Source organism: Rugamonas rubra (assembly GCF_900114705.1).
Classification (GTDB): domain Bacteria; phylum Pseudomonadota; class Gammaproteobacteria; order Burkholderiales; family Burkholderiaceae_D; genus Rugamonas; species Rugamonas rubra.
Map to the genome: position 1 here is coordinate 67,601 of NZ_FOTW01000030.1, position 13,106 is coordinate 80,706.

Annotated in this window: 8 protein-coding genes and 2 pseudogenes; 4 read left to right on the forward strand and 6 right to left on the reverse strand. The window is 72.2% G+C overall.

Annotation, left to right across the window (positions count from 1 at the left end):
- Positions 1-5 precede the first annotated feature (5 nt).
- The 6 genes from BM252_RS25985 to BM252_RS26010 form a co-directional block, all read right to left on the reverse strand.
- Positions 6-2,324: a hypothetical protein gene (locus BM252_RS25985; RefSeq protein WP_093390571.1), complete on the reverse strand. Its 2,319-nt coding sequence runs from the start codon at positions 2,322-2,324 to the stop codon at positions 6-8.
- Positions 2,325-2,414: 90 nt separating this feature from the next.
- Entirely contained in the window at positions 2,415-3,575 is a 1,161-nt protein-coding gene (locus tag BM252_RS25990; RefSeq protein ID WP_093390583.1) for a hypothetical protein, read from the reverse strand.
- Positions 3,576-3,643: 68 nt separating this feature from the next.
- Positions 3,644-4,855 carry a hypothetical protein gene (locus BM252_RS25995; RefSeq protein ID WP_245774453.1) on the reverse strand — a complete coding sequence of 404 codons (1,212 nt, stop codon included), beginning with the start codon at positions 4,853-4,855 and terminating at the stop codon, positions 3,644-3,646.
- Between the two features lie 3 nt (positions 4,856-4,858).
- Positions 4,859-5,596 (reverse strand): hypothetical protein, encoded by a 738-nt coding sequence (locus BM252_RS26000; RefSeq protein ID WP_093390572.1) that lies wholly within the window; start codon positions 5,594-5,596, stop codon positions 4,859-4,861.
- Positions 5,593-7,008: a hypothetical protein gene (locus BM252_RS26005; protein ID WP_245774454.1), complete on the reverse strand. Its 1,416-nt coding sequence runs from the start codon at positions 7,006-7,008 to the stop codon at positions 5,593-5,595. The genes BM252_RS26000 and BM252_RS26005 overlap by 4 nt, the downstream gene beginning before the upstream one ends.
- A 109-nt stretch (positions 7,009-7,117) precedes the next feature.
- Positions 7,118-10,498: a penicillin-binding transpeptidase domain-containing protein gene (locus BM252_RS26010; protein ID WP_245774455.1), complete on the reverse strand. Its 3,381-nt coding sequence runs from the start codon at positions 10,496-10,498 to the stop codon at positions 7,118-7,120.
- Between the two features lie 245 nt (positions 10,499-10,743).
- Between BM252_RS26010 and BM252_RS26015 the strand changes: the two genes are divergently transcribed.
- The 4 genes and pseudogenes from BM252_RS26015 to BM252_RS26025 all read left to right on the forward strand — a co-directional run bounded on the left by BM252_RS26015 (position 10,744) and on the right by BM252_RS26025 (position 12,859).
- Positions 10,744-10,998, forward strand: a complete 255-nt coding sequence (locus BM252_RS26015) for a hypothetical protein (protein ID WP_093390574.1) — start codon at positions 10,744-10,746, stop codon at positions 10,996-10,998.
- A 357-nt stretch (positions 10,999-11,355) separates the two neighbouring features.
- Positions 11,356-11,538, forward strand: a pseudogene (locus BM252_RS32265) (YXWGXW repeat-containing protein); the annotation flags it as partial.
- 132 nt (positions 11,539-11,670) lie between these two features.
- Positions 11,671-11,991 (forward strand): annotated as a pseudogene (locus tag BM252_RS32270) (YXWGXW repeat-containing protein); the annotation flags it as partial.
- Positions 11,992-12,145: 154 nt separating this feature from the next.
- A complete protein-coding gene (locus tag BM252_RS26025) occupies positions 12,146-12,859 on the forward strand; it encodes a ribonuclease HI family protein (RefSeq protein WP_093390575.1) in 714 nt (237 codons plus the stop codon).
- Positions 12,860-13,106 lie beyond the last annotated feature (247 nt).

A 13,106-nucleotide genomic window follows, 5' to 3' on the forward strand; every position in this document is an offset into this window, starting at 1 on the left:
TTCCATCAGGGTTGTAGCGGCACGCCGCATTCGGCGCAGAATTTGTCGAAGGGGTGGCCGGGCCGCGTCGGGTGGCCGTTGCTGCAATACTTGGGCAGCTCGGGCACCAGGTGCGCCGCCAGTGCCGGTGCTTGCACGGCGTGGTGGTGGTGGATCGCGCCGCCGCCCTGCGCCTGCGCCACGCCGATGCCCAGCTGGCTCTGCGTGTTCAGCGCGTTGGCGCCGGCGCTGATCTGCAGATTGAGCAGGTCGAGCTGGTGGCGGCGGTCCTTGTCCATGTCGGCCTCGCGCAGGGCGCGCTCCTCCAGCACCCGCTCCTGCGCCTGGCGGGCCGCCTCCTGCGGCGTGACGCCGTGTTCGGCGGCGACCACCTGGGCCAGCGCCTGGATCTGCTCGGCGCTCATGCCGCCCTGGATCTGCAGCTTCATGATCTGCGTCAGCGCGGCGGCGTTGGGCGCGGCGGCGGTGGCCACCTTGCCGCTGTCGCTCAGCGCGCCGATGGCGCCGATGCGCTGAATCTCGTGCTGCTGCTGGGCCAGCAGCAGGTCGTAGTCGCCCTTCCAGCGGGCGAAGCGCTCGTCGCGCTCGTGCTCGCGCGCCTTCAGCTCGCGCTGCCACTGCGCCTCGTGCTCCTTCTGCGCCAACATCTGGCGCTGCTCGTCGACGGCCAGCTGGTCGAGCATGGCCTGCTTGGCGTTGGCCTGGATCTGCCGCGCGTGGATGCCGTCGGCCTCGATGGTGCGCAGCAGCTTCTCGTACTGGGCGACGGCGTCGGCCTGGGCGCCGCTGCGGCGCAGCTGCTCGATCTTGTCGTTGATCTCGGCCACCTGCACGGTGTTGGCGGCGTCCTTGACGGCGTCGCCGCGCAACAGCTCGCGTTGGCGCGCCAGGGCCAGCTGGTCCTCCCACTCCTGCACCCGCTCGGCCTCGCGGCGGCGCGCGGCGTTGGCCAGCGCCAGGCCCTGGAAGTGGGCGACGTGCTGTTCGGCCTCCATCTGCGCCTGGCGCTTGCCCTCCTCGTCCTCGCGCTGGCGCAGGCGCGCCAGTTCGGCGCGGCGGCGCGACTCGTCCTCGATCAGCAGGGCCTGGGCGATCTGGTTCTGGATCGCCTGCTGGCGCAGCTGCTGGCTGAAGTTCTGCTGCGCCAGTTGGCGCTCCTGGGCGGCGGCCTGCTGGGTCACTTCCAGCTCGGTGCGCATCTTGATCTGCGCCAGCTGGCGCACGTGCTCCCAGTCGGCCGTGTCGCCGACGCGGTGCGCCTTGTTGCGCGCCAGCTCGTGTTCCAGCTCGGCCAGCGTGGTGCCGGCGCCGCGCTCCAGCGCCACCTTGCGCGTCTTCGATTCGATGATGCGGCCGTACAGGTCCACCTCGCGCGCGCGCAGCGCCTGCACCCGCTCGGCCTCCTGCAGCGCCAGTTCGGCCTTCCGCACGCTGGCGTCCTGGCGCAGCTCGGCGCGGCGCAACTCGCTGCGCTGCTTCTGCTCCTCGCGCCAGATGGCCTGCCACTCCTCCTCGTCGTAGATCTGGTCGAGCTGTTTAACGTGCTCCAGCTGGACGTGGCGCTCGTCGGCCACCAGCCACAAGGTGCCGATGCGCTCGCGGTTGTGGTCGAACTTGTCGTGGCGCAGCGCCGCCGTCTCCACCTGGCTCACCGCCAGGCCGTATTCGGCCAGGCGCAGCTTGAGGGCGTTTTGCAGGCGCTCGTCGAGCTGGGCGCGCAGTTCGGCGTTGTGGGCCATGTCGCGCATCGAGCGGGCACCGACGAATTCCGACGCCAGCTGGCGCACCGACGGCGCCAGCAGGTCGTGCAGGTGCCGCGTGGTGACCGAGCCGGGCACGGTCATGAAGTGCTGGGCGAAGGCGGCCACGTTCTCCACCTTGAGGCCGACGCTGAAGCGCGCCGAGATCTTCAGGTGTTCGGCGGTCTGCAGGTCGTCGAAGGCGAACTCGGCCGGCAGCGGCGTGCTGCGGGTGATCAGGATTTCGGCGTGCTGGCTGCGCAGCAAGTGGTTCAGGCGGGTGAAGAAGCCCTCGATCTCGTACTCGCCCTGCGGCACCTCGGTGGCCTTGTCGGCCTGCAGGATGTAGGCGCGGGCGGTGGCCGGCACGCGCAGCGTTTTGGTGAAGATGCCGGACAGCTCGCGCACGCCGAAGTAGACGGCCAGCTCGTCGTCGGCGGGAATCCAGCGGTTGTCGCGCAGCACCGGCTCGTTGCGCGTGGCGCCCAAGGTGAGACCGCAGTGATTGCAGTAGCCCGACTGGTCGTCGTTCTTGTGCTCGCAACGCGGGCATTTAACGCCGCCAAAACCAAACATTTGGAACATGTCAGACTCCTAACTTGATTCATCCACTGGCCGCGCCCCGCCAGACACCGATTTTAGCAGGGGCGTGCCGCATTCATTCTTGCGCACGATTCAGATCACGCCGATTCGTTCGATACAGGCGACGCTGGCGCCGCGTCCCTTGACGGCGGCGGCGAAGCCGGCCGGCAAGCCGGCCTGCCATTCCTTGGGCAGCAACACCCGGTCGCCCTCCACCACCTGGCGCAGAATCAGCGCCGTCTTGGCCTCCAGTCCTTCCACCGTCTCGACCCGGCCGGCGTGCCAAGCGCTGGAGCAGCCGCTGGCAATCAGCCGGCCGCGCGGCACGAACTCGCGGCCGCGCGCCAGGCGGTCGGCCATGACCAGCGCCAGTTGGTAGGAGTTGCCCTCGAAGCGGGGCTGGCCGAAGCGCACCACGGTGCGCCAGCGGCCCAGGCCACGGCCGTCGAAGTGGCGCGCGCCGACCAGCGCCTGGCGCAGCGCCAGCTGGCTGCTGGCGTCGAGCCCCGGCGCGGCGATTGTATCCTCTTCGTCGCCGCCGCTGGCGACTATCGGGTAGACGCTGACGTCGACCCAGCCCAAGGCGTCGTTGACGCCGCCGCTGTGCAGCGGGAACCAGGCGCGCGCGGTGGAGACGGCCGAGGCGGGGTCGCTGTGGCCGCTCAAGGCGCCGAGGTGGTCGATGCGCAGCACGGCGGGCAGCGCAGCGATGGCGTCGGTTTCGGCGGCGCCGTCGCTGTCGCCGTCGCCGCCGGCGATGATGCCGATGCTGGCTGGTTCGCCTGCGGCGGCTGTAGGGGAGCCAGTTGCCGCAGCCGGCGCGGCGACCGCCTGTGCGGCGAGATGGCGGCGCAGCGAGGCGATGGCCAACGACGAGCGGCCGCTCACCCGGCCCAAATGCCAGGCGTCCGACCAGCCTTGCGCGTACAGCTCGTTGGCGCCGCTGCGGTACTCGCCGCGCACCATGCGGTCGGCCAGCACGGCGGCCAACTCCCAACCGCGCTCGCCGGCGGCGGGCAGCAGGTCCATGCTCAGCACGACCTGGTCGCGGCTGTCGAAGCGGGCCTCGGTGTGGCGCGCCAGGCGCACCACTTCCTGCACCCGTTCGGCCAGCGCCGGCGCGCCGTGCAGCGCGCACTTGACGTCGGCCCGGTTGGCGCGCGGGCGGCGGCTGGCGGTGATGGTCAACACGCGGCCGTCGGCCAGCATGCAGCGGCAGTCGGCGCTGACCGGCACGCTGGGGCGGGCGCTCATTTGCGCGACGTCGGGCGCGAAGGTGTGGTTGGCCTTGGCGGCGTCGGCCGGGGTGCTTGGCTGGTGCGTCATAACGATGGTTCCTTGCGTGCAGCGGGAGCGACCGTTGCGTCGCGCGGGTGCGCGGGCGCCTCGTCGCACTCCTGTTCGGTTGGCGCGAACGGGGCGCGGCGCAGCGCGAGGTGGTGGTCGAGATTGGCGACGATGCGGTCGGCCTCGTCGAGCATCGCGGGAAGTTGATCCGCTGTGGAGAGGTGCAGGCGGGCCAGCAAGGCCCAGGCCTCGTCGAGCGCACGCACGGCGGCGACGGCGTGGTTGACGCGGCGGCGCTGCTGCGCCAGGTCCAGCGGGCGGTCGGGCGCGGCCCAAGCCAGCGAGGGCATGGTGGAGACCGACAGGCTGCTCAACGCAAGGCGCTGCAACAGCTGCTGGTGCGCCTGGAACAGCGCTTGGCCGGGCGGCAGCGCAAGCAGGCGCAGCGCTCTGGTGGCGGGCGGCAGTTCGAGGAAGAGGCGGCGCAGGGCTTTGGCGTCGTCGCTTGCCGCGTGGTCGTTCGAGGAACCCCAAGGCGAAGGGCTGGGGTCAGACCCGCGAGGGTCTGCCCCCTGTTCGGCGCTGCGGGCTTCGGTTGGGCTGACGGCGTTCGTGCCGCTGCTCGGCGGCGTTATGGCTGCCGCTGCAGCGACTGGCGCGCGCTCGGCCAGGCGCTCGGCGCGCGCGCGCAGGGTGGCGGCGAAGTCGATCCGCTCGCCCAGGTCGACCGGGAAGCAGTCGTCCACCGTCACGCCGAAGCGGGTGTAGAGCAGTTGGTTGAGGCCGGCGCGGAAACCGTGCCACTCCTCGAGCGCGGTGCAGGGCGGCAGGTCCAGCCCGCCCTGGCGCAGCGCCAGTTGCAGCGCCTGCTCGATGGATGCGCCGAACTCGGCCAGGCCCAGTTGCGGCCCGGCCTCGCTGTGCAGCAGCAGGTCGAAGCGCTGCTGCGCCACGCGCGGGTCGGCCGCGTCGACGACGAATTGCAGCCGCAGGCCCAGTTCGGGCGCGGCGGCGAACGGCGTCAGCTCGACGTGGTAGGGGCCGGGATGGTAGCAATACACGGTCTCGCCGTCGCCGCGCGCGACGCGGCCGGCGGGCAGGCGGCGGGCGTAGCCGGCGGCGTTGAAGGCCACCACGCGGCAGTCGGCCGGCGCGACATCGCCGTCCTCCAGGCGCATGGCGATGACGACGCCGCCCAGGCCGGCGGTGTCGGTGGCTGCGCGGCGGCGTCGTTTGAACAAGGCCATGACTTAGGGCGCCGCCGGTTCGACCACGAAGCCGGCGCCGTGCTGGTGGAAGTGCGGCGCCGGCGCGGCGGCGAAGGGCCAGGCGCATTCGCACTCGCCGTCGGCGTCGAGCACGCCTTGCAGCACGATGGCGCCGGCGCCGTCGAGCACCCGCAGCAGCGGCCGCTCGCGCAGCAGTTGCGGCGCGAACGGCGCTTCGGCGGCCAGCTTGAGGACCACCTGCCAGCCCTGCCCTGCGCCGTTGGGCAGGAAGTGCAGCGTCCAATATTGGTCGTCGGTGGACATGTGCTCCAGCGCGGCCACGCCTGCGGCGGCGCGCAGCATGCCGCCGCTGCCGCGCCACGAGGCGTCGTTGGCCGCCGCCGGGGCGGGCCAGCCGCCCGGGGTGGTGCCTCCGGCAGGCTCATCCGTTGTTGCGGATGCCCCGGCCATGGCGTGCTGTTCGACCATGCCGCGCGGTTCGACCATGGCATGTTTTCCGGCCGTGGGGCGATTCCCCGCCGGCGCGCCCATTGCCGAGGCGCGCCGCTCCAGCGCCAGCTGTTTGAAGCGCCGCAGCGTCAGCGGCGACTGCTGCAGCGCGGCGCGCTCGGCCGGCGTCAACGCGCGGCCGCCGTCGAGCGCGGCCAGCAGCGTGGCGTCGGCCAGGATCAGGCGGTCGCCGGGGACGGCGCGCGCCAGCAGCAGCCGTTCGCGCAGCTTGGCGTCCATCGATGTCGCATCCACTTGGTTCTCCTTCATTGCGCCTCCGCGCGGGGGGCCGCTTGGTGGCTTACATCATGGCCCGCGTTGTGGTTCAGGTTATGGCTCACATCGTGGGCCGCATGCAGCCGGTCTATCGCTTCATTGCGCCGCTTGCGCAGCGTCGGCATTGAGATCTGGTCCAGCGCCGCCAGTTGTTGCAAGGTCGGCAGCGCGCCGGTGGCCGGGTCCAACCACTCGTCCGGGTAGGTCGCGTCGTCCGGTCCCAGCAGCTTATGATAGACCGCCAGCCGGATCGGCAGCGAGTCCTGGCTCAATATCCGCAGGGTCCAGCTGCCGCCGTCCTGTGCCAACCGCGCCTGTTCCAAGTAGCGGGGGGGCAGGGAAAGACCGTCTGCCACCAGCTGCTCGCGCACCAGCAAGGCCGCATCATCGGCGTCGGCGTTATCAGCTGTATCGGTATCGGTATCGGCGTCGGTGTCCGTGTCGGTGTCGGCGGCCAGTTCGTCGTCCGTCGGCGGCAGGATGCGGTCCGGCGTGTCGGCGAAGGCGCCGCCGGCATGCTCGGCGGCCTCGGACTCGCCGACCACGCGCCAGTAGTCCTCCAGCCACAGCGCGGCGGCGCCGGAGTCGCCGTTGCCCTGCCAGGCGTCGGCGCTGTCCATGTTCGACGACAGCTCCTCGTAGTCGCCGATCTCGGCCAGCATGGCGGCGATCTTCTCCGGGCTGTTCTTCAGGCTGGCGAAGCGCTTCGAGCGGGTGTGCAGCGGGCCGGGCGCGCCGTCGTAGCGCTCCAGCGTTTCGCTCCAGCGGATGATCCACTCGGCCTTGCAGCCGGCGATGGACTTCATCTGCCGCGCCTCGATGGGCGCGCCGGCCAGCGGCCGGCCGAGGATCTCGCCGACCTGCTGCTGGTGCTGCTGCCAGCCGGCGAACAGGCGCTCGACCTCGCGGTAGGCGGTGTCGAGCATGCGGTAGGTGTAGATCTTGTTCGGCGAGCAGGGCCGGCCGGTGCTGACGCTGTAGTTGTCGGCGTCGACCTTGTCGCGCAGGCCGGCGTACATGTCGTTGAATTTTTTGCGCAGGATGCCGTCGGCCGCCGCCTCGTGCCAGAAGGCGCCGCCGCGTCCATGCTCGGCGGCGATGGCGGCCAGCAGCGCGGCCCAAAAGCCGGCCTGCGCCTGCAGCTCGAACAGCAGGCTGAGGGCCAGCTCGCTGACGCTGTCGCCGTAGCTGTTGCCGTGCGCCTCGGCGCGCGCCGTCTTGTCGGCCGCGCGCAGCGCCGCCGCCACCGCCTCGGTGTAGCGCTCCAGTAGCGTGCCCTGCGCTCCCGGCGGGCAGAGAACCTGCTCCGCGCTGAACTGCCGGAAGGCCTGCACCGAGCAGCGTCCGAGCAGCTTGCGCACTTGTTCCCAGCCGTGCTCCTGGTAGCGGGTTCCTGGCAAACGCATAAGGTCCTGTCGTTCTAGGCGCGCCGGGTCGTTACGGGACGAACAACCACCGACGGACGCCTCAAAATCATGCCACAAATCTTCTCTCTTCATTACGTCCTTAACAAGGCTATTTCACTCTCTGTTCTTGGCTCTGTGCTTGGCTCTGTGCTTGGCTCCGCGCTTGGATCTGCATCGGCCTCGGTTTGACCAGCGTCGTCAACAGCGCCGCCAGCATCGGCGCGGCGTGCTCGCCGCCGCTGGCCTCCGAATGGCTGACGAAGGCGGCCAGCGCCAGCCGGTGGGTTTGGCCGGGCAGGCTGCCCGGCTCCAGCCAGCCGGTGAACCACACCGTGGCGGTGCCCTCGCCGGTGGGCGCGGTGCCGGTCTTGCCGTACAAGCCATGGCGCAGCTCGGCCAGCGCCGGGCCGGCAAAGGCGCCGGCGCCGGTGCCGACGTCGACCACGCCCTTCATGCCGGCGCGGATGCGGTCGAGGCGGATGCCCAGCGGCGCCATCAACGGCGCCTTGCTGGCGCGGCCGTCGAGCGCCAGCAGCAGGCGCGGCGCCACCACCCTGCCCTGGCCGACGGCGCCGGCCGCCAGCGCCATTTGCAGCGGCGTGGCCTGCATGCGCAGGCCGATGGCCATCTGGCGCAGCTCGTGGCGGCTGTGGATCGGGTCGATGTGGGCCGGCGTGGTTTGCAGCGCGTCCCAGGCCGACCAGCGGTAGTCGGCCGGCAGCAGGCCGCCGTCCAGGCGCAGCGCCTGCTCGAAGCCGAGCCGGTGCGCCGCCGCCAGGATCGGCCGCACGCTGTCGAGGGCGCCGGCGTCGAGCGCCTGCAGGTCGGGCGCGCCGCCGTCGGGCCGGCCGAACAGGCTGCGGTCGCTCAACTCGCTGGACCAGGCGAACCAGGTGTTGAGGCTGTAGGTCAGCGCCTGCGCCAGGCCCAGCTTGCCGTCCTGGGCGCGCCGGTCCAGGCTCTGCTCCTTGTAGTTGGTGATGTGGGCCAGTTGCAGGCGGCGCGGGTCGAGCGGATAGGTGGCGGCGTCGGTCTGGAAGGCGAAGCCGCGCTGCTGCGCGATGCGGTTGATGGCCGCCAGCGGCAGGCCGCCGAGCAGGCCGTCGAGCTGCGGGTCGCCGACGGCGGCCAGCTCCAGGCCCAGCGCGCTGACCACCTTGAAGGTCGAGCCGGGGCTCTGGTGGGCGCCGCCGTCGTGCTGCAGCGCCGGCAGACGCAGCGGGCTGCGCGCCGGGTTGCTGCGGTCGAAGTCGCGCACCTCGGCCCAGTTGGCGCCGGTGACGGCGCCGGTGCCGGCGCCGGCCGCCGCCAGCACGTCGCCGGTCTCGGTGTCGAGGATGACCAGGCCGGCGTGGCGCCGCTCCGGCGCGGCCTGGCCGCCGACGCAGGCGGCGCCGTCCCAGCGGCCGCGCCGCATGCCGACGCAGTCGAGCACGCGCTGGCTCAGCGTTTGCAGCGGCAGGTCCAGCGTCAGGCGGCCGGCCAGCGGGCCACCCGAGGCGGACGGCAACCGCGCCAGCATGCCGGCCACGCCGCTGGCGTGCTCCGGGCCGACGCCAAGCAGCGTGGCCAGGCCGGCGTCCAACGCCGGCTGGGTCGGCGCGCCGTCGGCCCACAGCAGCGTGCCGTTGCGGTCCTGCAGCAGCACTGTGGACGGCGCCAGGGCGGCCGGGCCGGCGGCGGTCGCGCTGTCGGGCAGCTGCTGCCAGAGCAGGCGGCCGGCGGCGAGGCGCAGATGGCGGTACTTTTGGTCCTGCGGCGTATCGACGGCCAGCGCCTCGACGTCCAGCTGCACGCTGCGCGCGCCGGGCAGCAGAGTCAGGGTCAGCTCCTGGGCGTCGTCGGCGGCGGCGCAGGCGCGGCCGGAGCACGCGGCCAGCGCCTGCATGCGCGCGCCCGTCGCGGCGCGGGCGCGGCCGAGCAGCAACAGGCGCTGCTGCTCGCCGCCGGCCGCCGGGCCGGCCAGCTCCAGCGTCAGGCGCACGGCCGGATGCGACGGCGCCTGCGGCCAGCGCGCCACCCGCGTCCACGGCTGCCAGCCCTGCGGCAACTGGGCGAACACCCGCGTCGCCGCGCCGGGCATCTGCGCGCTGGCCGGCAAGGGGCTGTCGACGCCGCCGCTGACCACGCTGGCGCGCCAGCCGGACACGGCGCCGTCGCGGCCGCGCCAGGCCAGCAGGCGCCGCTCGCCGTTGAAGATGTCGACCTGCTGGCGCACGTACTCGCCGTCGGCCTGGTGGTACAGGCGCTTGATCAGTTTGCGGGTGGCGGCGTCGACCGGCACCGCGCGCCAGGCCGCCAGGTCGCCGGCGCGGTCGGCGGCGCCGGCGGCGCTCCACTGCAGCAGGTCGCGCGGCGCCAGCTCGACGGCGCCGCCGGGCGCCAGGCGCACCAGGCCGCGCTGCTGCAAGGACTGGAACAGCGACTGGTCCTCCAGTTCCGCGCGCGGCGCGGCCGGCACGCGGTACTGGCCCGCAGTCAGATAGGTGCTGACGGCCTGGCCGCGCGCCGGGAACGCCGTCACCAAGGCGCTGGCGGGGAGCGCCGACACGGCGCCGGCGCCGGCATCGGGCAGCTGATACATCTGCAGCACCAGCTCGCCGGCCTGCGGACACAGCGCGCTGGCGCGCCGCTCGATGCGCAGCGCGTTGCTGTTGTTGACACCGTCGCCGCCCCACAGTAGCCAACCCTGCTGGCGCAGGCCGACACGGGCGCTGGTGCCCTGCTCGGGCTGGCCCAGGCTGGCGTCGCCCAGCCAGCGGGTGCTGGCCGGGCCGTTGCGCCAGTTCAGTTGCAGCGGCGTGGCTAGCGGATCGGCGAAGTCGGCCATGGCCCTGCCGCTGATCTCCACCTCCGGCATGGCCGGCTGGCCCGACCCGGCGGCGCGTTCGCGCACCAGCAGCACGTTGCGCAGCGCCAGCGGCGCGCGGCTCTGCTCGTTGCGGGCGACCCAACGGCGCACGTCGTCGAAGCGGTAGCCCAGGCGCAGCGGCAGCAGCGCGCCGTTGCCGCCATTGCGCAGTTGGCCGCACAGGTCCAGCCGCACGGCCGGCGCGGCCTGCATGCCGGCGGCGACCAGCACGGCGCCGGCCGGCTGCAGGCCGAGGCTGATGCCGGCGCGCTGCGGCACGGCGAACTCGGCGCCCGGCAGCGCCGCCTGGAAGTGCTCGGCCACGCGCTGCTGCTGGGCGGCGGCCGGCGTGTTGACGGTGGCCGCGCCCAGATGGCGGGCGTGGCCGGCGATCAGCGCGGCGCCGGCCAGCGCCGCCGCGACGGCGCCCAGGCCGGCCAGCCGGGCCGGCGTCCACAGCCGGGCCTTTGGCGCGCGGGCGCGTGCCGCGTACGCGCCAGAGCCGCCTCGCCCCGTGCCCGTGCCAATGTCTGCGCCCTTGCTCGCGGCCGGCACCGCGCGCAGTGTCGCGCCGCGCGCGCGCGCCGCGCCGAAGCGCAAATTGGCCAGGCGGCGACGGGCGCGGCGGCGTTCCGCCATCGCTTGTAAAACCTTAGAGAGGAAAGACGCCATACAAGCCCCGCGCAGCTGTGATCGATGTGCCGGGCATTGCGGGGGGAGGCGCAAAGGCATGGTCGAGCTGTCATCGTTTGATCGGCGAAAAATGCAGTTCGTCCCGTCAAAGCGGCGTCTCGTCGCAATCCGATGGCCGCACCAAGTGGCTTTGGCTACAGTGCATACATCGCAACACCACGACCACCACCACCGCCGCTAGGAGCCGCAAAATGAACGTCCTGAAAAATTTCGAAGCCCTGTTCGTCGTCACCCTGGGCCTGGCATGCGCCGCCAACTACGCGCTCGACAGCGCGCCACAGCCACAGCAGCAAGCCAAGGTCGCCACCGTCGCCATGGCCGCGCCGGCCAATATGCAAGTGGTGGTGGTCAGCGCCAAGCGCCTGAGCACCGAGCAGAAGCTGCAATCGCTGGCCGATGAACAAAAGGCCGCGCTGAACACCGCCGGCACCGCGAGCAAGATGTGATGGGCAGCCGCCGCCTTCGCCTGCACCCGCCGTGCGCCGCGCGCGCCGCGCAGTGACAGGCGAAGCCCCACAGCCCCCCCCCGCAGCACGCCATGCGCAGTAAGCAGTAAGCAGTAAGCAGTAAGCAGTAAGCAGTAAGCACCACCCTCCGCCGCCGCCTCGCCACCCGCCTCGCTAGCAGCCTCCGCCGAAGTCTGTGCGCCAACGTACACAGTTCATCGCAGAGAATGTGTCAGATGTAAGCACTTGAATCAGTCGTCCCGCCGCCGCGCGCCGCTTGCTATATTTGTCGCAAGCGTGAACACCACGCAGCCACCGGAGAACCCTATGATCAAGCCCACCTTTTATGCCGCTGCCATGATCGCGCTCAGCGCAGCAGCCTTCCTGCCCGCCGTCGCATCCGCCGAGGTCGGGCTGAGCATCGTCGTGCGCGACGCGCCGCCGCCGGCCCGTTTCGAAAGCATCCCCGTGGCCCGGCGCGGCCAGGTCTGGGCGCCCGGCTACTGGAATTGGGACGGCCGCCGCCACGTCTGGCTGGCCGGCCACTGGGAATCGGAACGCCGCGGCGAGCAGTACCGCCACGCCGAATGGCGCCAGGAGCGCGACGGCTGGCGCCTGCAGCCGGCCGGCTGGATCGGCGTCAGCACGCCGGGCTACGACTACGCCAACGTCGCCCCGCCGCCGCCGCGCTACGAGAACGTGCCGCGTCCGCGTCCCGGCTACAACTGGGCGCCCGGTAGCTGGGAATGGCGCCACGGCCGCCACGAATGGCGCGGCGGCAGCTGGATCGCCGTGCGGCCCGGCTACGTCTACAACCAGCCGCAGTGGCGCGAACGCGAAGGCCGCTGGTATCGCGACGAGGCGCGCTGGGAGCGCCATGGCGGCGGCGACCGCGACCACGACGGCGTACCCAACCGCTATGACCGCGACCGCGACGGCGACGGCGTGCCGAACCGCCACGACCGCCGGCCGGACAATCCGCGCCGCGACTAGCATTCCGCGTGGCTAGTTGCTCGACAACGGCCGCGCACTAGGTGGGGCGGCGCCAGATCGGTTATGCTGGCGCCTGCCACCACATCAACAAGGGGACGGCGCCGCGCGCCGGGCTGTGGACCGGCCTGGCGCGCGGCGCCGTTCCCCGTTTACTATGCCGACAGAAGAATTCGACCGTCTCGCCGCCGCCGCGTACAAGGGCGAGCGCACCAGCGGCCGCCGCCTGGCGGCGCGCAGCGGCGTGTCCGAGCTGGACGCGCTGCGCCAGACGCTGACCCTGGCCGCCGGCGGCGCCGGGCTGGACCAGCTGTTGACCGCCCGCGCGCGGCTGCGCCAATGCGAGCGGCAACGCCGCGCCGCCAAGCTGGAGGTCAAGGCCGCCGCGCTGGCGCAGAAGCGGGCGCGCGCCCAGCCGGCGCCGGGCGCCTGGCAGGCCTGGTTCGACGGCTCGGCCCATCCCAACCCGGGCCGCCTGGGCATCGGCGCGCTGCTGTGCGGGCCGCAGGGCCAGCGCGTCGAGATCAGCCGGCGCGCCGGCCACGGCAACAGCGGCGAGGCCGAGTACCTGGCCCTGATCGCGCTGCTGGAGGCGGCGCAGGCGCTGCGGCCGGCGCAGTTGCTGGTGTACGGCGACAGCCAGGTGGTGATCAACGACGTCAACCAACCGGCCGCGCCGGCCGCCAAGGGCTTGGAGCCGCACCGCGCCCGCGTCGCCGAGCTGCTGGCCGGCCTGGGCGAGGTCAGCCTGCGCTGGATTCCGCGCCACCGCAACGGCGCCGCCGACGGCCTGTCGCAGCAGGCCATCGCCTCCTGGCCGGCGGCGCTGCCCGGGGAACCGGCCGACTGGCCGACATCGTCCACGTCGTAGCGGGTGGCCGCGAAACGTACTCCTACTCCGGGGTCAGTGCCGACATTCGGACACGAGCTGAGCCATAAATGGTTTCCGGCCTTGCAAGCTATTCTCTACCGCTGAGACCGTGTCCAAATGTCGGCACTGACCCTGCCCTACTACCGCTGAGACCGTGTCCGAATGTCGGCACTGACCCTAATGCCGTTGACTTAAGCAATCGATAGCGGTTGTAAACGCGTTTTCGTTGTGTTAACTTCTCGGCATG

What these genes read in the sequence shown, in the direction of transcription:
- BM252_RS26000 (WP_093390572.1), bottom strand. Translation starts at nt 5,596, where the DNA reads ATGAAGGAGAACCAAGTGGATGCGACATCGATGGACGCCAAGCTGCGC.
- BM252_RS25995 (WP_245774453.1), bottom strand. Translation starts at nt 4,855, where the DNA reads ATGGCCTTGTTCAAACGACGCCGCCGCGCAGCCACCGACACCGCCGGC.
- BM252_RS26005 (WP_245774454.1), bottom strand. Translation starts at nt 7,008, where the DNA reads ATGCGTTTGCCAGGAACCCGCTACCAGGAGCACGGCTGGGAACAAGTG.
- BM252_RS26025 (WP_093390575.1), top strand. Translation starts at nt 12,146, where the DNA reads ATGCCGACAGAAGAATTCGACCGTCTCGCCGCCGCCGCGTACAAGGGC.
- BM252_RS26015 (WP_093390574.1), top strand. Translation starts at nt 10,744, where the DNA reads ATGAACGTCCTGAAAAATTTCGAAGCCCTGTTCGTCGTCACCCTGGGC.
- BM252_RS26010 (WP_245774455.1), bottom strand. Translation starts at nt 10,498, where the DNA reads ATGGCGGAACGCCGCCGCGCCCGTCGCCGCCTGGCCAATTTGCGCTTC.
- BM252_RS25990 (WP_093390583.1), bottom strand. Translation starts at nt 3,575, where the DNA reads ATGAGCGCCCGCCCCAGCGTGCCGGTCAGCGCCGACTGCCGCTGCATG.
- BM252_RS25985 (WP_093390571.1), bottom strand. Translation starts at nt 2,324, where the DNA reads ATGTTCCAAATGTTTGGTTTTGGCGGCGTTAAATGCCCGCGTTGCGAG.